Origin of the sequence: Kitasatospora cathayae (assembly GCF_027627435.1) — a bacterium.
Lineage (GTDB): Bacteria > Actinomycetota > Actinomycetes > Streptomycetales > Streptomycetaceae > Kitasatospora > Kitasatospora cathayae.
Map to the genome: position 1 here is coordinate 4,795,772 of NZ_CP115450.1, position 19,721 is coordinate 4,815,492.

The 19,721-nt window shown below is 74.0% G+C and carries 17 protein-coding genes and 1 pseudogene; 10 read left to right on the forward strand and 8 right to left on the reverse strand.

All coding sequences use genetic code 11. The annotated features are described in order from the left end of the window. Positions 1-208 precede the first annotated feature (208 nt). Positions 209-1,825 (forward strand): protein kinase domain-containing protein, encoded by a 1,617-nt coding sequence (locus O1G21_RS21305; RefSeq protein WP_270146087.1) that lies wholly within the window; start codon positions 209-211, stop codon positions 1,823-1,825. Positions 1,826-1,956: 131 nt separating this feature from the next. Further along, positions 1,957-2,332 (forward strand): annotated as a pseudogene (locus O1G21_RS21310) (VOC family protein). Between the two features lie 62 nt (positions 2,333-2,394). Here the strand turns inward: O1G21_RS21310 and O1G21_RS21315 are convergent. The 4 genes from O1G21_RS21315 to O1G21_RS21330 all read right to left on the reverse strand — a co-directional run bounded on the left by O1G21_RS21315 (position 2,395) and on the right by O1G21_RS21330 (position 4,928). Continuing rightward, positions 2,395-2,913, reverse strand: coding sequence for a potassium channel family protein (locus O1G21_RS21315; protein WP_270146088.1), 519 nt, complete (start codon positions 2,911-2,913; stop codon positions 2,395-2,397). Between the two features lie 223 nt (positions 2,914-3,136). Further along, on the reverse strand, positions 3,137-3,418 hold the full coding sequence (tatA, locus tag O1G21_RS21320; protein ID WP_270146089.1) for a Sec-independent protein translocase subunit TatA: 282 nt from the start codon (positions 3,416-3,418) through the stop codon (positions 3,137-3,139). A gap of 198 nt (positions 3,419-3,616) precedes the next feature. Further along, a complete protein-coding gene (locus O1G21_RS21325) occupies positions 3,617-4,186 on the reverse strand; it encodes a methyltransferase family protein (protein WP_270146090.1) in 570 nt (189 codons plus the stop codon). Between the two features lie 109 nt (positions 4,187-4,295). Next, positions 4,296-4,928, reverse strand: a complete 633-nt coding sequence (locus O1G21_RS21330; protein ID WP_270146091.1) for a class I SAM-dependent methyltransferase — start codon at positions 4,926-4,928, stop codon at positions 4,296-4,298. A 154-nt stretch (positions 4,929-5,082) separates the two neighbouring features. On the opposite strand from O1G21_RS21330, the gene O1G21_RS21335 reads away from it, so the two are divergent. Next, the gene (locus O1G21_RS21335) at positions 5,083-5,244 is read left to right on the forward strand and encodes a hypothetical protein (RefSeq protein WP_270151504.1); all 162 of its coding nucleotides are present in this window, start codon (positions 5,083-5,085) and stop codon (positions 5,242-5,244) included. 126 nt (positions 5,245-5,370) lie between these two features. Here O1G21_RS21335 and O1G21_RS21340 read toward each other — a convergent pair whose 3' ends face one another. Then, a complete protein-coding gene (locus tag O1G21_RS21340; protein ID WP_270146092.1) occupies positions 5,371-6,963 on the reverse strand; it encodes an MFS transporter in 1,593 nt (530 codons plus the stop codon). Between the two features lie 177 nt (positions 6,964-7,140). On the opposite strand from O1G21_RS21340, the gene O1G21_RS21345 reads away from it, so the two are divergent. After that, positions 7,141-7,734, forward strand: a complete 594-nt coding sequence (locus O1G21_RS21345) for a TetR/AcrR family transcriptional regulator (RefSeq protein WP_270146093.1) — start codon at positions 7,141-7,143, stop codon at positions 7,732-7,734. On the opposite strand, the gene O1G21_RS21350 is transcribed toward O1G21_RS21345, so the two are convergent. Beyond that, on the reverse strand, positions 7,724-8,041 hold the full coding sequence (locus O1G21_RS21350) for a cupin domain-containing protein (RefSeq protein WP_270146094.1): 318 nt from the start codon (positions 8,039-8,041) through the stop codon (positions 7,724-7,726). The two genes, O1G21_RS21345 and O1G21_RS21350, sit on opposite strands and share 11 nt — an antisense overlap. A gap of 134 nt (positions 8,042-8,175) precedes the next feature. Between O1G21_RS21350 and O1G21_RS21355 the strand changes: the two genes are divergently transcribed. Beyond that, on the forward strand, positions 8,176-8,442 hold the full coding sequence (locus O1G21_RS21355; protein ID WP_270146095.1) for a hypothetical protein: 267 nt from the start codon (positions 8,176-8,178) through the stop codon (positions 8,440-8,442). Between the two features lie 188 nt (positions 8,443-8,630). Here O1G21_RS21355 and O1G21_RS21360 read toward each other — a convergent pair whose 3' ends face one another. Further along, positions 8,631-9,788, reverse strand: a complete 1,158-nt coding sequence (locus O1G21_RS21360) for an acyl-CoA dehydrogenase family protein (RefSeq protein ID WP_270146096.1) — start codon at positions 9,786-9,788, stop codon at positions 8,631-8,633. 198 nt (positions 9,789-9,986) lie between these two features. Between O1G21_RS21360 and O1G21_RS21365 the strand changes: the two genes are divergently transcribed. Next, positions 9,987-11,168 (forward strand): TetR/AcrR family transcriptional regulator, encoded by a 1,182-nt coding sequence (locus tag O1G21_RS21365; protein ID WP_270146097.1) that lies wholly within the window; start codon positions 9,987-9,989, stop codon positions 11,166-11,168. Between the two features lie 87 nt (positions 11,169-11,255). On the opposite strand, the gene O1G21_RS21370 is transcribed toward O1G21_RS21365, so the two are convergent. Further along, positions 11,256-11,579: a hypothetical protein gene (locus O1G21_RS21370; RefSeq protein WP_270146098.1), complete on the reverse strand. Its 324-nt coding sequence runs from the start codon at positions 11,577-11,579 to the stop codon at positions 11,256-11,258. A 251-nt stretch (positions 11,580-11,830) separates the two neighbouring features. Between O1G21_RS21370 and O1G21_RS21375 the strand changes: the two genes are divergently transcribed. From O1G21_RS21375 to O1G21_RS21390, 4 genes are all read left to right on the forward strand, one after another. Beyond that, on the forward strand, positions 11,831-13,735 hold the full coding sequence (locus tag O1G21_RS21375) for an ATP-binding protein (protein WP_270146099.1): 1,905 nt from the start codon (positions 11,831-11,833) through the stop codon (positions 13,733-13,735). 73 nt (positions 13,736-13,808) lie between these two features. Beyond that, complete coding sequence (locus O1G21_RS21380; protein ID WP_270146100.1) at positions 13,809-16,166, forward strand: tetratricopeptide repeat protein; 2,358 nt, start codon at positions 13,809-13,811, stop codon at positions 16,164-16,166. Positions 16,167-16,453: 287 nt separating this feature from the next. Then, a complete protein-coding gene (locus O1G21_RS21385; RefSeq protein ID WP_270146101.1) occupies positions 16,454-18,340 on the forward strand; it encodes a threonine/serine exporter family protein in 1,887 nt (628 codons plus the stop codon). Between the two features lie 130 nt (positions 18,341-18,470). After that, the gene (locus tag O1G21_RS21390; protein WP_270146102.1) at positions 18,471-19,556 is read left to right on the forward strand and encodes a hypothetical protein; all 1,086 of its coding nucleotides are present in this window, start codon (positions 18,471-18,473) and stop codon (positions 19,554-19,556) included. Positions 19,557-19,721 lie beyond the last annotated feature (165 nt).

Genomic DNA, 19,721 nt, shown 5'->3' on the forward strand with positions numbered 1-19,721 from the left:
ACGCGCCCACAGAGTCGGCAGTCGGAAAATCATCCAGCCCCGGAGCGGCCACCCCCGGAACCGCCCCGGCCACCCACCCTCCCGAGAGCCCCCCGCCCCCACAGAACCCCCCACCGCCCCCAACCGTCCCCCACCACAAGGCGGCTATCGTGCACAGGTGCACGAGGCACCCCGGGACCCCGGGCGCCGCACGTGAGGGGAGCTCCAGGTGATCGGACGGGCGCTGAACGGGCGTTACGAACTCGTCGAGATGCTCGGCGTCGGCGGTATGGCCACCGTCTGGCGCGGCGTCGACCGCGTGTTGGGCCGTCAGGTGGCCGTCAAGGTCCTCAACGGCGGCCTCGCCGACGACCCCCGCTTCGCCGAGCGCTTCAGCCGCGAGGCGCAGCACGCCGCGATGCTGGTGCACCCGAGGATCGTCATGGTCTTCGACTCGGGCGTGGACCAGGGCACCCCGTTCATCGTCATGGAGCTGGTCCAGGGCCGTTCGCTGGCCGCCGTCCTGGCCCAGCAGCCGAACCTGCCGGTGGAGCGTGCCGTCGGTATCGCGGCGGCGGTGTGCGAGGCGCTGGCGGTCGCACACGCGGCCGAGCTGGTGCACCGGGACATCAAGCCCGGGAACATCATGATCACCGACGACGGCGGCGTGAAGGTGGTGGACTTCGGCATCGCCAGGGCCGGCTCCTCCAACAACCTGACCCAGACCGCGAGCGTGCTCGGTACGGCCGCCTACCTGTCGCCCGAGCAGGCCACCGCCTCCGCCCTGGACGGCCGCACCGACCTCTACGCCGTCGGCTGCGTCCTGAACGAGATGCTCACCGGCGAGACCCCGTTCACCGCCGAGTCCCCGGTGGCGATCGCCTTCAAGCACGTCAGTGAGCAGCCCCTGCCGCCGTCCGCCCGGCGCCCCGGCCTGCCGCCGGCCCTGGACGCCGTGGTGCTGCGCCTGCTGGCCAAGAACCCGGACCACCGCCCGGCCGACGCCGCCGCGGCACGGGCCGAACTGCTCGCCACCGTCCCGGGCCTGGCCGTCGGTGACCCGACCGCCGAACTTCTCGCCACCACCGCGGCGGCCACCCAGGTGCTGCCGCCGGTGGCCCCGGTGCACCCGGACCAGCAGCACACCACCCTGCTCCCGCCCCAGGCGCCGCAGCACCCGGTGTCGGCCGCGACCTCGGTGATGGCGCTGCTCCCGGCCATGCCGCCCGCCGTGCCGCACCCCGGTCCCCACGCCGGCCCCCACGCCGCGTCGCCCGCGCCCGCCCGGAACCGCCGCAACAAACCCCTCGTCCTCGGGGCCCTGGGCATAGCCGGCCTGGCCGGGGTCACCGCCCTGGTCCTGACCGCCTTCGACGAGCCGGCCGGCCACGCCGCCGCCACCAAGGCGCCCCCGGCCGCCACCTCCGCCGGCTCCGCGGCCCCCACCGCCCCCGCCGCGACCCCGACGGCCGGCGCCCCCGGCCCGGCCGCCGGCTCCGCCGCCCCCACCACCTCGGCGGCGCTCCCCGCGCCCACCCAGGCCGTGCCGCGCAACCAGCCCGCCGAGGTGCAGCTGCAGTCCTTCCGCCAGGCGGTCGCCCAGGCGCAGATCACCAAGGAGCGCGACCGGCAGACCGAGCTGCTGCGGATCCTCGACGACACCGCCGCCCGGCTCAACGAGGGCAACCCGGACGACGCCGCCCAGCAGCTCAGGGGCGCCCAGAAGACGATCAAGGACCTGGGCAAGAAGCACGCCATCGACGTCCCCACCTACGCCAACTGGAACGCCCGGCTGTCCGCGCTGTACGCCACCCTCCACACCGCCGGCAACTTCCAGGACGACTGACGCCGCTTCGCCTCCGCCTCCGCCTGTGCCTGCGCCTCCTGTGCCTCCGCCTGCGCCTGCGCCTCCGCCTCCGCCGCAGGGCACCGATGCCGACGCCGGCTCAGATACCGATGCTGCACCAGAACGGCGCCATGCCGACGATCAGTTCCCTCGTCCTCGGTGTCTCCGACCTGCCGCGCGCGGTGGCCTTCTGGACGGCCGCCCTCGACTACGTCCCGCGCGAGGGCCTGGTCGAGCCGGACTTGGGTGGTCCTGGTGCCCGCCGACGGCGGCCACGGCGTGCAACTGGCGCTCGGGCTCAGCGAGTCGCCCGTCCGGGAGCACCCGCGGGTGCACCTCGACCTCTACGCCGAGGACGCCGCCGACCAGGCCGCCCAGGTCGATCGGCTGCTCGCCCTCGGCGCCGAGGGGGTCGACTGGGACCGCTGCCCGGCGGACCCGGACTTCGTGGTGCTCGCCGACCCCGAGGGCAACCGTTTCTGCGTGATCGACACCAGCCACCCCTGAGCCCGCCCGGCTGTCCACAGCCTGTGGATAGCCGGCAAGCCGTTAGGACAGTCGGCAAGCCGTTAGGGCCGCCGGCGCGCCCGGCTCTCGGCACCCGCCCAGATCGTTCGCGACATCGTCCCGGCCGCCGCCGCGAGGAACACGAAGTTGTAGCCGATCTGCAGGACCACCAGTAGCCGCGGTGCCTGCCCGGCCGGGGTGATGTCCCCGTAACCGACGGTGGCCAGCGTGACGACGGTGAAGTAGAGCGCGTCGAGCCGGGTGTGCAGCCCCTCGAAATCGCCCGGGCGGCCGGCGAGGACGTAGTAGCTGGCCGCGAAGACCGTCATCGCGAGGAAGATCAGGAAGGCCAGCCAGGCGACCGGGCGGCGCGCCCGGCCCTCCAGCACCGCCATGATCTTCGCCAGCAGCAGCGCGCTCAGCCCGACCAGCGCACCCGCGAACACCAGCCAGCTGAGCACCGGGCGTTGGGGGCCGAGGACGCGCAGCGGCAGCGTGAAGTACGCGAGCATCAGCGCGGTGCAGGCACCCAGCAGCCAGAGGGAGGTTGCCGGGTCGATGCGCGACGGGTTCCGGGACATGTCCCGCCCAGCCTGACCCGACGGACCCTCGACCGCCCGTCGGCCTCCCCCGTACGGGGGTCCGGCGGTCATCGGCCTCCCCCGTACGGGGGCCAGCGGTCATCGGGCCGCCGTGGCCGCCCCGGTCGTCCACGCGAGGAGGGCGGCCGGGACCAAGCCCCCGGAACGGCGTCGAGCCCCCGGTGGAAGATCCACCAGGGGCTCGACGGGGAGCTCGGACGACTCAGGCGCTCGTCTCGGTGTGCTTGGTCTCGGCGGCCTTGGTCACGTTGGTCGGCGTGACGGCCGGGCGGTCGCCGCCCGGCTGGGGGGCGGCCGTGCTCTGCGCGGTGCCGGCGTCCGCCGTGGTGTCCTCCTCGCGCATCGCCTTGGTCTCCGCCTTCAGGATGCGCATCGACTTGCCCAGGCCGCGGGCCATCTCCGGCAGCTTCTTCGATCCGAACAGCAGGACTACGACCGCCAGCACCACCAAGATGTGCCAGGGCTCAAGACCGTTCCGCAGCATCCCTGGCCACCGGTCCCTTCTTGTCTAGAGTCACGGGTGGGCGCGAGCGCCCATGCTCGCCAGTATGCCTGGACCTGACGGCGAACGGATACACCGGCCGGGAAACGCTGGCTGAAAACCAGGGGTTGCTTGAACGGACCACGAGCGGCACGGCCCCACCGGGCTGCCCGCCCACATTCCGCGCCGCGCCCCGCGCGGTCAATAGACGAACGGCACCAGCCGCTTGGACACCTTCCGGTACTCCGCGTACACCGGGCCGAAGGACGCCACCAGCAGCCGCTCCTCGGCCGCGATCCGCCAGCCGTACGCGCCGAGCAGCGGTGCGGCGACCACCAGGGCCGCGGCCCAGCCGCCGGCGCCGAGCGCGTAGCCGATCCAGACCAGCAGGCTGCCGGCGTAGCCGGGGTGGCGGATCAGCCGGTACGGGCCGGAGCGGACCACGTGCTGGGCGTCCACGGTGCGCAGGGTGCGGGTGTAGTAGCGGCCCAGGGTCCGCATGCCCCAGGCCCGCAGGGCCAGCCCGGCGGCCACCATCGCGACCCCGAACCAGCGTGCCCAGGTGGGCAGTTCGCCGATCGAGGCGCGGTCGAGCAGCACCACGGCCAGTACGGACGCGACGTAGCAGGAGAGCAGCAGCCGGGTCGAGCCGCGGTCGCGGTCGTCCGCGTGCCAGGTGCCGGCCGCCGAGTCCTCGCGGCGGCGCAGTAGCAGCTCGTAGGCGATCCAGCAGAGGACGCCGAGCAGGGTGAGGAGGGACGGCACGGACATGCGGCGGCTCCTGACGGTCGTGGGTACCCCTCCACGGTCCTCCGGCGGGGCCGCCGCGACACCCACCCCGAGGTGGACGCACCGGCGTCCACCTCCGGGTGGACGGTCCTCAGGGCCGTCGGGCCAGCAGGTAGCCGCGCCGGGTGTCGGCCTCCTCGGGCAGGCCCTCCCGCTCCAGCCGCGCCTCGACGGCGAACCCTGCCCCGGCGAGGCGGGCGGCGACGGCGTCGGTCTCCAGGAAGTGGAAGTCCACGTCGACCCGGTGGCCCCACCACTCCTCCAGTCGCCGCACCTCCTTGCCCAGGTGGAAGGAGACCAACAGCAGCCCGCCGGGCCGCAGCACCCGCCGCATCTCGGCGAAGGCGGGCAGCAGCTCGTCCGGTTCCAGGTGGATCACCGAGTACAGCGCCACCGCGGCCGCGAACTCCCCGTCGGCGGCGGGCAGCGCCAGCAGGTCACCGGTGCGGAACTCGGTCCCGGGGTGCTCGCGCCCGGCCAGCTCGACCATCCGCGGCGAGAGGTCGATCCCGACCACCCGCGCGCCCTGCCCGGCCAGCCACCCCGACACGTGCCCCGGCCCGCACCCGAGGTCCGCCACCACCCCGCCGGCCGCTTCCTCCACGACGGCTCCCAGCAGCGCCCGGTCCACCACCTTGTGCGCCAGCTCACCCCCGATCCGCCCCAGGTACTCCTCCGCCACCGCGTCGTAACTCCCGCGCACCCGCCCGTGACCGTTCACCATGCCCCCACCCTGACACGCCCGCCCACGCCCGCACCGGGCCTTTCCGGAGCCCGTTCGGTTCTGCGGCTTCCGCACCCTGCTCCGGGAACGCTCGCGATCCGGCCCGCGCTCCCCGTGGCCAGGCGTGGTGTGATCCAGGCGGTACCGCCACCGCATGAGCGTGTCGACGCCCGGACCGGCCGAGAATCGGGACCCTGCGGAGACCGAGGAGGAGTGGCTCGACCGGATGGCTGACGAGGCGGAGGCCGAGGGCCGTGACGGCTCCGTCGATCTGGAGGAAACGGCCGCCATGATGATTCGCGCGCGCTGGCACTGATCGAGCTGTCGGCGACGGCGGGCCTGCTCCCGCCGTCCTGCCCCCGCCTGCCCCGGACGGCGGAGAGCCCCCGCCCGGGTGGACGGGGGCTCTCGATGACTCGCGTGGACCGGGGCCGTGGACGGATCAGGCGGCGGCGGGTTCCTGTTCCGGGGCCGGGGCCTGTTCCGGGGCCGGGGCCTGTTCCGGGGCCGGGGCCGGGGTGGTGGCGGGGAGGTGGCGCAGCAGCCGGTGGGCCAGGAGGGCGGCGCCGAGGGCGAAGAGCAGTCCGACGGCGGCGGCGACGTGGAGGCCGTCCGTGAAGGCGCTGCGGGCGGTCTCCAGCAGGTCCGGGCCGAGCCGCCCGGGCAGCTGGGCCGCGACGGAGACCGCGCCGCCGAGGGTGTCCTGCGCGGTGCGGGCGGCCGCGCCGCCGACGCCCGCCGGGAGGGCGCCGTCCAGCTGGTGTCGGTAGACCGCGGCGCCCGCCGCGCCCAGCAGGGCGATGCCGAGCGAGCTGCCGAGTTCGACGGCGGTCTCGGAGGTGGCGGAGGCGGCGCCGGCCTGCTCGGCCGGGGCGGCGGAGACGACCATCTCGGCGGTCATCGTCATGGTGCCGACGGTGCCCGCGGCCAGTACGCCCGCCGCGGTGAGGATGAGTGCCAGCGGCGAGTGCGGGCCGACCTGGGTCATCATCGCGAAGCCGGTCGCGCCGACCACGAAGCCGCCGCCCATCAGCGCCGCCGGGCGGACCTTGCCGGCCAGCGCCGAACTGATCCCGATCGCCGCGCCGACACCGACGCTCGGCACCAGCGACCAGAGCGAGGCGGTGAACGGGCTCATGCCCTTGACCAACTGCAGGTACTGCGAGGTGAAGAGGGCGAAGCCCATCATCGCGAACATCGCGAGGGTGTTGACGCTGATCGCCCCGCTGAAGGTGCGGATCCGGAACAGGCTCAGGTCGATCAGCGGGTTCGCGGCGGTGCGCTGGCGCCACACGAAGGCGCCGGCCAGCAGGAGTCCGGCCGCGACGGCGAAGGCGGGCAGCGGGCTCCAGCCGTTCACGGCGAGGGTCTTGACCCCGTAGACCAGCGGCAGGATCGCGGCGAGCGAGAGCGCGGCGCCGGGCAGGTCGAAGCGGCCGGTGCGGGTGGCGGTGCGGTACTCGGGCAGCAGGACGGGCGCGGTCAGCAGCACCAGGACCATCACCGGAACGGCCACCAGGAAGGCCGAGCCCCACCAGTAGTGGTCGAGCAGCAGTCCGCCGGCGACCGGGCCGAGGGTGGCCCCGGCGGTGAGCACGCCGCCCCAGGCGCCGAGCGCGGTCTGCCGCTGCTTGGGGTCGTGGAACATGTTGCGGATCAGCGCGAGGGTCGAGGGCATCACGGTGGCCCCGGCGATGCCGAGCAGGGCGCGGGCGGCGATCAGCTGGTCGGCGCTGCCGGAGCGGGCGGCCAGCAGCGAGGCGCCGGTGAAGCCCGCGGCGCCGATCATCAGCAGCCGGCGGCGGCCGATCCGGTCGCCCAGCGCGCCCATCGTGATGAGCAGTCCGGCCAACAGGAACGAGTACATGTCCATGATCCACAGCTGCTGGGTGCCGGTGGGCGCCAGCTCGGTGGAGATGTACGGGACGGCGAAGAACAGCACGCCCATGTCCATGGACAGGACGAGCGTCGGGAGCAGGAGGACGGCCAGGCCGATCCATTCGCGACGGCCTGCGCGGCCGGTGGTTGCGGTCATGGGGAAGACGGTACGGACGTGTCAGACATTTGTCTAGTACATATGTGCAAAACGAGCGTCCAAGACATCTGCGCAAGACGATCGCGCAAGGCAAAGGTGCTAGACAAACGTGCAAGACAAAAAACGTGCAAGACACTTGTGCAAGACGTCTGTGCAGTCCGCCCGTAGGATCGGCGCATGGGAAACCGCGAAGACCTGATGGCCGGCGCCAAGCGCTGCCTGTACGAGAAGGGCTACGGGCGCACCAGGGCCCGTGACATCGCGACCGCCTCGGGCGTGAGCCTGGCCGCGATCGGCTACCACTTCGGCTCGAAGGACGCGCTGCTCAACGCCGCGATGATCGAGGCGATCGGCGAGATGGGTGAGGCCCTGGCGGCGGTGGTGTACGGCGCCAGCCAGGTGTCGGACGATCCGGAGCTGCGCTTCGCGGCTGTCTGGAACGGCCTCCGGGACGTCTTCGTCGAGCACCGCGGGCTCTGGGCGGCCCAGTTCGAGGCCCTCGCCCAGGCCGGACACGACCCCGAGCTCGCCAAGGCCTTGGAGGACGCGCAGAAGGAGGGCCGGCTCGGCCTCGCCGCGGTGTTCCAGGGGGTGGCCGAGGTGCCGGACACGGAGGAGGAGCTCGCCCGCGGCGCCTTCTACCAGATCCTGCTGGCCGGCTACGTCGCCCAGTGGCTGGCCGCGCCCGACCTGGCTCCGAACGGGTACGAGTTCCTGCGCGGGCTCCGGCTGGTCAGCGGCAGCGTGTTGGGATCCGACGCTACGCCGTGACGGCGGTCAGCAGCACCACCGAGTCGACGTGTGCCAGCAGCCCGTGCCGCTCCTGCGGGACGGGCTCCAACTCACCGACGGAGAGCTCCAGCAGGCGCCCGGCGATGGTCAACGAGACCCGGCCGCGCAGCACCTGGACGCTCCCGGCGGTGGGCGGGGTGTGCTCGTCCAGCGCGGTGCCGGCGGTCATCGCGATCACGGTCTGCCGCAGCATCCCGTCGTGCAGCACCAGGTGGGCGCTGCGTCCGTGCGGGCTCTCGGCCGCCAGGGCGGCGTGCTCCACGGCGAGCCGTTCGAGATCGGGCATCGCGCGCCTCCTCCTCAAGCCGGTGCCCAGGCCGTGTGCCCAGGCTGGCGGACGCACCGGCGACGCGCACCCGGAGAGCCGCGGAGCGGGCCACCCGAGGTGCAGCCCCCGCCGACTGCCCGCATCGTGGAGGCATGGCGACCAACCAGAAGATCTCCAACGGGTTCCAGGTCAACCGCTCGCTGCTGGTCGGCGGAGTGGCGCTGACCGGCATCGGCTCGGTGCTCGGCGCGGCCGGGGCGGCGCTGGTGTGTGCCGCGTTGTTCAACGCCGGCCGCAGCTGGGTGCGCAGCCTGGAGACCCCGCCGAGCGCGCTCGCCCAGCGGGCCCTGCACGAGGCGAGGGTGGCCTCCACCGCCGGCTGGGAGGCCTGGCGCGCGGAGCACGGCTCGCCCAACTGAGCCGACCGGGCGCGCCCGCGAGCCCGTGCGTCCGTAGGCCTGTGAGCCCGTGAGCCCGTAGGCCCGTGCGCCCGTGCGGACACAGGGACGCGGCGGGCCGCCATGGGGGTGCGGCCCGCCGCAGCTTGACGCGGCGTAGCTTGACGCGGCCGTGAGCGCCTGGAACGCCCTTGCAGCCCTTGCGGCCCTTACAGCCCCAGCGACTTGGCGATGATGCTGCGCATGACCTCGCTCGTGCCGCCGTAGATCCGGAACACCCGGTTGTCGGTGTAGAGCCGGGCGATCGGGTACTCCAGGATGTAGCCGTAACCACCGTGCAGCTGCAGGCACTTGTCGATCACGGTGGAAGCCGACTCGGTGCAGAACAGCTTCGCCGCCGCCGCGTCCGCGACGGTCAGCTCCCCGTCCTGGTAGAGCTCCAGCGCGCGGTCCACCATCGACTGCTGCGCCAGCACCTGGGCCTGGCAGTCGGCCAGGGTGAACTTGGTGTTCTGGAACTCGGCCACCGCCTTGCCGAACACCTTGCGGTCCTTGACGTACTGCACCGCGAACCGGATCGCCGCCGCGGCCGCCGCGTACGCGCCGACGGCGATCGCCAGCCGCTCCTGCACCAGGTTGTGGGTCAGGTAGGAGAAGGCCCGGCCTTCTTCGCCGAGCAGGTTCTCCACCGGCACCTTGACGTCGCTGAACGCCAACTCGGCGGTGTCCGAGGTGCGCAGGCCGATCTTCTGCAGCTTGCGGCCGACCGAGTAGCCGGGCGAGGTGGTGTCCACGCACAGGATGGACAGCCCGGCCCGGCGGTTCTCCGGGTCGTACGGCGAGGTGCGGCAGACCACCAGGACCAGGTCGGCCAGCACGCCGCCGGTGATGAAGGTCTTGGCGCCGTTCAGGACGTAGTGGGTGCCGTCCTCGGAGAGCCGGGCGGTGGTGGAGATGCCCGCGAGGTCGGAGCCGGCGCCCGGCTCGGTCATCGCGATCGCGGTCATGATGTCGCCGGAGACGAAGCCGGGCAGCCAGCGCCGCTTCTGCTCCTCGTTCGCGTACTCCAGCAGGTACGGCAGCACCAACCCGGTGTGCACGCCGGAGGAGCCGAAGCTCACGCCCGCCCGGGCGGTCTCCTCGGCGATCACCGCCTGGTACTTGAACCCGCTCTCGCCCGCGCCGCCGTACTCCTCCGGCACCTCGATGCCGTAGACGCCGAGTTCGCCCAGCTGGCGGTAGAAGTCGCGGGGCGGGTGGCCGTCGGCCTCCCAGCTCTCGTAGACCGGGACGACCTCGTTGGCGATGAAGTCCCGGATGGTCTCCCGGAAGGCCTCGTGGTCCTCGTTGAACACGGTGCGGCGCACGGCGGCGCTCCCTTCGACGGTGCCGGCCGGAGTACCGGCCACGGCGGAACGACCCAGGTGGTGGCCCCACAAGTTAATCCCGGGTAGCTTCGGCTGTCCAGAGTCGTCCGGCCCGGGATCGCGGGCGGAGCGGAGCGTCAAGTGAATCCTTGCTAGCCTTTGGACGGCGTTCAAAGGAGTTCGCGGAGGAGGTGCGTCATGGTGGTCCGACGGCCGCCCGGCCGGCGCGCCCAGATCCTCGCCGTGGCCGCCGACCGCTTCCACCGCAGCGGCTACCACCAGGTCTCGATGACCGAGGTCGCCGCCGGGGTGGGCATCACCGCGCCCGCCCTCTACCGGCACTTCCGCGGCAAGCCCGAACTGCTCGACCGCGCCGTGCGGTTGGGCCTGGACGCGCTCGCCGACGGCCTGCGCGCGGCCGGCAGCACCGACGAACTCGGCGCCGCCCTGGCCGCGGTGGCGGTCGGCCACCGCCCGCTCGGCACCCTGGTGCAGCGCGACGCCCGGCTGCTGCCGGCCGCCCGCCGAGCCGAGCTGCGCCGCGAACTCCGCGCGGACGTCGCCCTGATGACCGCGGTGCTGCGCGCCGAGCGGCCCGAACTAGACGGCGCAGACGCCGAGTTGCTCTGCTGGTCGGCGCTCTCCGGCTGCGCCGGGCTGTCCTACCAGTCGGCCGCGCCGCAGCCCCGCCGGGCCGAGGCGCTGCTGCGCGAACTGGTCGCGGCCGTGCTCGCGGTGTCCCTGGACGGCACGGCCGCCGGGCCGGTGGCCGCACCCGCGCCGCAGCCGAGGCCGCAGGCGCGCCGGGAGGAACTGCTGGCGGCGGCCGTCCGGCTGTTCCACCAGCGCGGCTTCGACAACGTCAGCACCGACCAACTCGGCGCCGCCGTCGGCATCTCCGGCCCCAGCGTGTACCGGCACTTCGACAGCAAGGCCGACCTGCTCGCCGCCTCCCTGGTGCGCAGCCGGGAGCGGCTCTGGCACGAGGTGGACGGCGCGATCGCGACCGCCGCCGGGCCGCGGGCGGCGCTGGCGGCCGGGCTCGGCGCGTACGTCGACTTCGCGCTGCGCAACGGCGACTATCTGGGCGCGATGCTCAGCGAGACCGAGCGGCTGGCCCCGCCGGACCGCCGGGTCGCGGTGGACTTCCGGCGCGACTTCCTGCGCACCTGGGTCGACCTGCTGCGGCAGGTCCGCCCGGAGGACGACGCGGCGACCGCCCGGATCCGGGTGCACGCGCTGTTCTCGCTGGTCAACGACGGGGTGCGGAACCGTCCGCACAGCGCCAGGCCGGACCTCGGCGACTGCCTGCGGCGGCTGGGCCGGGCGGTGCTGGGGGTTCAAGAGCTCGGGGTCCGGGAGCTCGGGGTCCGGGAGTAGCGCGCCGTGCCCCCGTCGGCGCGGGGCGGGCACCCGGCACGGCCCGTGGTGTGCCGCCGGGCACCGGCCCCGGTGAGCGACCAGGGACTAGGAGAGGACGTGCGGGTAGTAGACCCGGGCGTCGAAGTTCCCGTTGCCCTGCAGGGCGCCGACGTTGCCGCCGTTACCGGCCACGGCGAGGCCGTTGTTCTGGTTGCTCGCACCCGAACCGGTGGCGGTCTGCTGGGTGTTGACCACGTTGCCGGTGGCGCTGCCGATGACGTTGCCGGAACCGACGTCGCTCACGACGCTGCTGTTGGAGCGGTCGATCGCGCAGGCGCCGTTGTCGGCGTGCGCGGTGGCGGCGCCGACGCCGACGAGGAGGAAGGCTCCGAGGGTGGTGACGGCGGCGGCTGCGCGGCTACGGGACACGCTGGTCCCCCTGAACTGGAAGTGCGAATTGCGGCGCGATCCGGAGTGGCCGCCCCGGAGCGCCGTTGCCTGACGTCGCGTGATCAGCATTCACCAGCGACGTGGACGAACTCCACCAAACGGGTGGCCTTTCCCTCGATGGTGGGGGATCGGTCAATTCGACGTTGACCAGAATCCGTCATTCCGCCGGTGGAGACTGGCGGCTGGAAGGAAATGGTCGGCAGATTGTCGCACTGGCACACTGGGGACCCATGTCTGAAGGTGCCCCGACCGAGCCCACCCCCGCCGAGGACCTGCGCACCACCGAGGTCGACCTCGGCGGCCTGGTGAACGTCCTCGCCACCCATCTCTACTCCACCCCGCTGGTCGCCCTGCGCGAACTCGTCCAGAACGCCCACGACTCGCACACCCGCAGGCTCCTGGAGGACCCGGACGGCGAGCACCGTCCGCTGATCCGGGTGCGCGCCGACGCCGCGCGGCGGACCGTCGCCATCGAGGACACCGGGGCCGGCCTCACCGAGCCGGAGATCCACGCCTACCTGGCCACCGTCGGCACCGGCTACACCCGGATGCTGCGCGAACTGACCGGCAACCAGGAGCTGATCGGTGCCTTCGGCCTGGGCTTCCTCTCCGCCTTCTCGGTCGCCGACGAGGTGACCGTCACCACCACCTCGCACCGCGAGCCGCGGCTCGGCCACCGCTACCGCAGCCGCGGCGGCGAGCACTACCAGGTCGAGCCGGTACCCGCCCGTCCGCAGCCCGGCACCGTGGTCGAACTGGCACTCAAGGCCGAGCACGCCCACCTCGCCGACGAGGTCGCGCTGCGCGAAGTCCTCGGCCGCTACTGCGTGCTGCTGCCCATTCCGGTCTTCGTCGGCGAGGACGAGCAGCCCGTCAACTCGGTCCAGGTGCCGTGGCGCCGGCAAGTGCCGGGCGACCAGCACGCCGCCCGGATGCGCTTCGCCACCGCCTTCGGCCGCCGCTTCGAACCGCTCACCGCCTTCCCCGTCAGCCCGGTCGAGGGCGCCACCGACGCGGTCGGCCTGCTCTGGGTCCAGGACGGCGGCACCTACGGCAGCAGCGACAACCGCGACCTCGCCGTCTACCTGCGCGGCATGCTGCTCGCCGAGGACGCCCGCGACCTGCTGCCCGGCTGGGCCGGGTTCATCGGCGGGGTGATCGAGTCCAGCCGGCTCACCCCCACCGCCAGCCGCGAGGACCTCCAGCGCGACGAGCACTACCGCGCGCTCCAGCAGGCTCTCACCGACGCCGTCGTGGACGGTCTCTACGAGACGGCCCGGCTGCGGCCCGCCGCCTGGCGCCGGATCCTCACCCGGCACGGCCAGGACCTGCTCGGCGCCGCGCTCTGCGACGAGCGGCTGTTCACCCTGCTCGCCGACGACGTCCCGGTGCCCACCTCGCAGGGCGACCTCACCGCGGGCGGACTGCGGGCGGCCGGCGGGGGAGCCGTGCACGTCGCGCTCGGCACCGGCGGCGGCTTCGAGGAGATGCTGTACCGGGCGATGCGGGTGCCGATCGCCCGCGGCGACCGGTACGCCGTCCTGCCGTTCCTGCGCCGCTACGCCCAGCTGCGCGGCTGCCGACTGGTCGAGCTGGGCAGCGAGCAGGGCAACCGCGAACTGTTCCGCGACCCGGAGCGCCCGCTGCCGCCCGAGGAGTCGGCCTGGCTGTCCGGCGCCCTCGCCGACCCGGGCGAGCAGCTCGTCCCGGCCCGCTTCGACCCGCCCGGCCTGCCGCTGGTCCTGGTGCCGGACCGCGAGGCCGAACTGAAGGCCCGGATCGAGGACGACCAGGCCGACGCCCGGATCCCGTCCGCCGCGCTGCGGCTGGCCCGGGCGTTCACCGCCCGCACCGACGGCGGGGTCAGGGCCCGGCTCTACCTCAACCTGGCCTGCCCGGCCGTCCAGGACCTGCTCGCCGCCTACCGCGCCGGGCACACCGGCAGCGCCACCGCGGCCGGCCTGCTCCGCTCGCTCAAGGTGATCATGGCGGCGGCCTCCACCGGCCCCTCCGAAGGGGACCTCGGCGCCGCGCTGGCCGGCATCGGCACCGCCGTCTCCGCCCTGACCGCCGCCGTCCCGGCCGGCCTGCCCGGCGTTCCGGACAGCCCCGGCGACCTCCCGGCGGAGACGTGACGGACCGCCCGGCGGACGGATTGTCAGTGGCTCGCGGTAGACAACTCATCAGCACGACGCAGGGGGAACGGACATGACCACCGACATCTGGGCCTGGGTGCGCGACACCCACCAGCAGCTGTACGCGGCCGGCCACCGCCGGCTGGCCGACGCCATGTACGAGCTGCCCGAGCACGCCACCGAGGGGCGCAACGAGCAGCTCGACGCGGCCTACCCGGAGGCGATCGCCTCCGCCCGGGCCCTCGGCCTGCCCTGGGTCGAGGTCTACCTGCGGCACTGGCGGATGCAGAACCTGCTGAACAAGCGCCAGCAGGGCGAGTCCGTCATGCCCGAGGTGGTCGACCTGCTGGACTTCGCCCACCGGGAGGAGACGGCCGGCTGCCCGCAGTCCGTCTGCGTGGTGCAGGACTTCGCGATCTGCCACGCCCGGGTCGACGGCCCCGGGTACGCGCGCGAGCGCCTCGAGGTGGTCGGCGAGACGCTGGACCGGATCGAACCCGGTCGCGCCTGCTTCGACTGCCTCTCCCGCGAGTACTCCGGCGCCCTGGAGGACGACGACCGGCCCGCCGACGCGCTCGCCCACCTGGACACCGCCGCCGCCCGGATGCGCGGCGCGGGCCAGGAGGTCTCGCTCCGCTTCCACCGGACCCGGGCCGGCGCCCTGCACCTGCTGGGCCGGCACGAGGAGGTGCTCACCCTGCTGGACACCGCCGAGCGGGCGGCCCGGGCGCGGGGCGAGGAGATCGACGAGAGCGACCGGCGCTGGGGCGCCCTGCAGCGGGCCCGCGCGCTCGCCGCGCTCGGGCGCACGACGGAGGCGCTCGCCCTGCTGCCCGAGCGGGCCGAGGCCGAGCGGCACGCCGACCTGCGCGCGAGCTGGACGGAGACGGTCGAGCTGCTGATCGCGGCCGGCGCCTGGGAGAACGACGCCGAACTGGGCGCCGTGCTGGCCGGCTGGGTGGGATACCTGGACGGCACCGGCTCGCACCGCCCGTGCGTGGACCTGCTGCTGGCGGCCGGTCGGCTGGCGCTCGCCCGCGGCGCCCGTACGGTGGCGCTCACGCTCGCGGCGACCGGGGAGCGTAAACTCACCCAATTGCGTCGCACCGCCGGCGTGGCCGAGCGGGTCGCGGCCCTGCGGGCGGCCGCCGAGGCGCTGCCGGTGCCCGAGCTGCCCGTCCCGCCCGGCGAACTGACGGCACACCTGGCCGAGGCCCAGGTGCCCTTCGAGACCGGCGCCGACCTGCTCTCCGTCGCCCTGGACCGGTACCGGGGTGAGCAGGCCGGCGCCACCGACCTGGCCGTGGTGCTGGCCAACGTGCTCGGCGGCCTCGGCCACGCCCGGGCCGCCGCCGACCTGCTGTGGCGGCGGCTGGACGCCGACCCGGGCAGCCAGGAGCTCACCGGCACGCTCGGCCAGGCCCTGATCGAGGCCCGGGACGCCGAGGGCGTGCGACGCCTCGCCGACCGACTGGCCGCCACCAGCCCGGCCGACGCGCACTGGATACGCGCCCGCTGGGCCGCCGCCGAGCAGCGCTGGGCCGAGGTGCTGGAGCAGTGCGAGGCGATCCTGGCGCTGGACGCGAGGTGGATCAACACCCGCCGGCTGGCCGCGGCCGCCGCCACCGAGCTGGGCGACCACGTCACCGCGCAGCGCCTCTACCAGGAGCTGCTGGAGCACGCCCTGCCCGCCGAGGAGGCGGGGGAGGCGGAGCTCCACCGGACGGTCCAGGAGCCCGACCTCTGGCACCTGATCACCGCGGCCAGCGCCAACCGGGACTGGGCCGTGGTCCGCTCCACCGGCGCGCGGATCGGCATCGAGTTCGACCGGCCCGAGGGCCCGGTGGACGAGGAGTGGCAGCTGATCACCGTCCGCGCCACCCGCACCAACGGCACCCCGGTGGACCTGCCCGCCGTCCGGACGGGCCCGGCCACCGCCCGGATCCTGCCGGTGCTGGGCGCGGACCTGACGCTCAACCACGGCGACGTGGTGGTCTTCGCCCCAGCCCTGCTGGAGCGCCCGCCGGCCGAGGACGCCCCCGAGGAGGAACGGGCGAACTGGCGCCCCACCTTCGCGCTGCTGACCCTGCTCGACCCGGCCGGCTACACCACGTACTGGATCGACGGCGTCCGGCCCGCGGACGAAGCCTGGGCCGGGTTCCGGGACGAACTGCGGGCGGCCGGCTACGCGCTCTGGGTGTACAGCGGGGAGCAGTACCGGCTCCCGGACCCGGAGCGGGACGAGGACGACCTGCCCGGCGTCTACGCCGCCCTCGGCCTCCCGCCGACCGCCTCGGCCGAGGACGCCGACGCGCTGCTGCACGAGCTCACGGCCGGCTGGGAGCACCCGGTCACCTGGCTCGAACTGGCCGACGCGGCGGGGGTCGACCTGCGCCGGCACACGGAGATCATCGAGCGCTACGACATCTGAGCCGCCCGGTTCCCCGGGTCCCCGGCCCGGTTCGGTCGGCATGCCCCGCGCCGGGTCGGGGAACATCTCGCGTCGGGGTGAGTCCTCGCCGATGCTTCACGTGGCGGTCGGACCGCTCCGGGCCCGCCGGTCCGGAGCGGAGCCCGCCGACCGCACCGCGCCGGGTAGGCGCCCGGGGGCGCCGCCGCGGGACGTCGCGTACATGTGCGTCCAGCTGTTCGATCAGGCAAGGTGTATCCCGAGATCGAACGGTGGCCGGCGGCCACCAGGGGCGGCAAGGAGCGGAAGTGCCTAAGCGGGGCCGACCGGGTGCGGGCAAGCGGGCGAGGGGAGGCCGGGCGGTCCGCCAGGTGCGGCAGACACCGCCGGAGCCGGTGCACCCCGCTGAGGCGCCGCCCACCGAGGGGCTGCTCGGCCACCCCGTCCCGCCCCTCGAGCCCACCGTCGTCGTCCCGCTCGCCCCGCCCGTCCCGGAGACCAGGGGCCTGCTGGCACCCGAGCCCGAGCCCGAACAGCGGCCGGAGCCGCCGCTGGAGCCGCACCCCGAGCTGACCGTCGACCTGCGCCCCCGGGACGCCACGCCCGAGCACCCGGCCACCGACCGCTCGACCGCCGACCGCTCGACCACCGAGCGTCCGGTCCGCCGCCGTTCGGTCGCCGAGGACACCCTCACCCCCGAGGAGTGGCGCGCCGCCGGCTACACCCCGCCCACCGGCATCCCGGTCCCCGAGCTGACCGTCGGCGCCCCCGGGGAGGTGCCCTGGCCGGACCGGATGCGCACCTTGCTGCGCACCCCGATGTCCGAGCGTCCCGCCTTCGAGCGCACCGCCCGCGAGATGCACCCCTCCGCGGGCACCGCCCGCAACGTCCCGCGCATCCTCGACCTGACGCTGCGCATCGGCGAACTGCTGCTGGCCAGCGGCGAGGCCGCCGAGGACGTCGAGGCGGCGATGCTCGGCATCGCGCACGCCTACCGGCTGGACCGCTGCGAGCCGCAGGTGACCTTCACCCTGATCGGTATCTCGTACCAGCCGTCGCTGGTCGAGCCGCCGGTCACCGCCGACCGCGTGGTGCGCCGCCGGACCTCCGACTACACCCGGCTGAACGCGGTCTACGAGCTGGTGGCCGACATCACCGCGGAGCAGGTGACGGTCAACGACGCCTACCGCCGGCTGGCCCTGATCCGCCGCAACCGGCACCCCTACCCGGCCTGGCTGCTCGCCCTGACCACCGGTCTGCTGGCCGGCGCGGCGACCTTCCTGGTCGGCGGGCGGCTCGACGACAAGGCCTGGCTGGTCTTCGGCAGCGCCTTCGTCGCGGCCGTCCTCGGCGACCGGCTGGCCTCCGCGCTGGCCCGGCGCCGGCTGCCGGAGTTCTACCAGTTCGTGGCGGCCGCGATGCCGGCCGCCGCCTCGGGCATCATCCTGTCCTTCAACGACTGGGGCCTGCGCGGCTCGGTGGTGATCACCGGCGGCCTGTTCGCCCTGCTGCCCGGGCGCGCCCTGGTCGCCGCCGTGCAGGACGGTCTGACCGGCTTCTACATCACCGCCGCGGCCCGGCTGCTGGAAGTGATCTACCTGGTCGCGGGCATCGTGATCGGCGTGATCATGATCCTCTACCTGGGCGTCGGCTTCGAGGCGAGGCTCAAGCCGGACGAGGGCCTGGTGGGCATCAGCTACCCGCCGGTCCAGATGGTCGCCGCGATGGTGCTGACCCTGGCCTTCGCGATGCTGCTGCAGACCGACCGCCGCACCCTCGCGCTGGTCACCCTCAACAGCGGCATCGGCTGGGCCAGCTACGGCGCGCTGGTGTACAACGCGCACGTCAACCCGATCGCCGCGACCGGGGTGGCGGCCGGACTGGTCGGCCTGTTCGGCCAGCTGATGGCGCGCTACCGCAACGGCTCGGCGCTGCCGTACGTGACCGCCGCGATCGGCCCGCTGATGCCGGGTTCGGCGCTCTACCTCGGGATGCTCGCCTTCGCCCAGGGTCACTCCAGCACCGGCCTGGTGTCGGTGTTCCGGGCGGCGGCGATCGCGATGGCGCTGGCGATCGGGGTGAATCTCGGTGGCGAGATCGCCCGGCTGTTCCTGAAACTGCCGGTGGGCGCCGAGCTGCCCTCGCTCTACCCGGCGGTGCCGCGCCGGGCGGCCAAGCGCACCCGGGGGTTCTGACCGCGGGTCGGGCCCGCGGGCCCGGTGCCGGGATCATGGTGGTCCGTGGCGGCCCGCTGTCGGGCCGGTATCGGCTTCCGGGCCGTCCCACGGCAGGCAGGACGCAGCACCAGGAACGAAGGTAAGACCCATGTCGACACTGCTGGACGGCTACCGCGAGCACATCGTCAACGCGCAGAAGCAACCGCTGTTCCTGCTGCTGGTCGGCTTCATCACCTCCTTCGTCTTCATCCGGTTCAGCGTGCGGATGATCCGCGCCCAGGTGCGCTGGTGGCCCGGCAACATCACCCCCGGGGGTCTGCACATCCACCACATGGTGTTCGGGCTGGGCTTCCTGCTGATCGGCGGCATCGGGGTGTTCGCCGCCTACGGCACGCCCCCGTGGATCGACTGGTTCGGGCTGCTCTTCGGCATCGGCTGCGGGCTGGTGCTGGACGAGTTCGCGCTGATCCTGCACCTGGACGACGTGTACTGGAGCGAACAGGGCCGCAAGTCGGTGGACGCGGTGATCTTCGGCATCCTGTTCACCGCCCTGCTGCTGATCGGGTACGTGCCGTTCGGCGCGCTGCCCGGCGAGGACACCCGGTGGGGCCTGATCACGGTGATCTCGGTGAACGCGCTGGCCTCGGTGATCACCCTGCTCAAGGGCAAGGTGTGGACCGGCCTGCTCGGGATCATGATCCCCGGCCTGTCCTGGATCGGCGCGATCCGGCTGGCCCGCCCGAGCAGCCCGTGGGCCCGCTGGCGGTACACCGCGCGCTCCCGCCGCCGGGCGCGTGCGCTCCGGCGCGAACGCCTGCTGCACCGGCGCGCCGACCGCGCCCGCACCTGGCTCTTCGACCTGATCGCCGGCGCGCCCGACAAGGTGCCCGCCAACCACCCGGCCGCCCACCGGGTCGCCGAGCGGATGGCCGCCCGGGCCTCCGCCCACCTCGACGCGCACGCCGCCCGGGCGCTGGCCCGTCGCCAGGCGCGACTGGCCGACCGCCGCTCCGCGGCCGTGGTCGGTGCGGCGGTGCACCTGCCCGCGCCGCACCCGCAGCCGGTGGGGAGGGCGCCCGGCAGCGACCCGGACCGCTCGGCCGGGGCGCGGCAGCGCCGCCGTACGGTCCGCGCCGGGCGCAACCGGACGTACGGGGTCGGCTCGAGCGGGGCGGAGCGCCGGCCGGAGCGACACCCCCACCTGCGGACGCGGACCCGCCGGATCCACCGGTAGTTCGTATGCCCTGCGCGCCTGATCAGAGTTGACGTCTGGTCGGATCATCGGATAGTCACCCGGCCGGTGGAGCGCGTTCGAGGTGTGAACGGCGTCGGAGTTGAGAACATGGGCGGCGAGTGACCGTTCTGTCACGTGATGGGATGATTCGTCGGACCTCCCGCC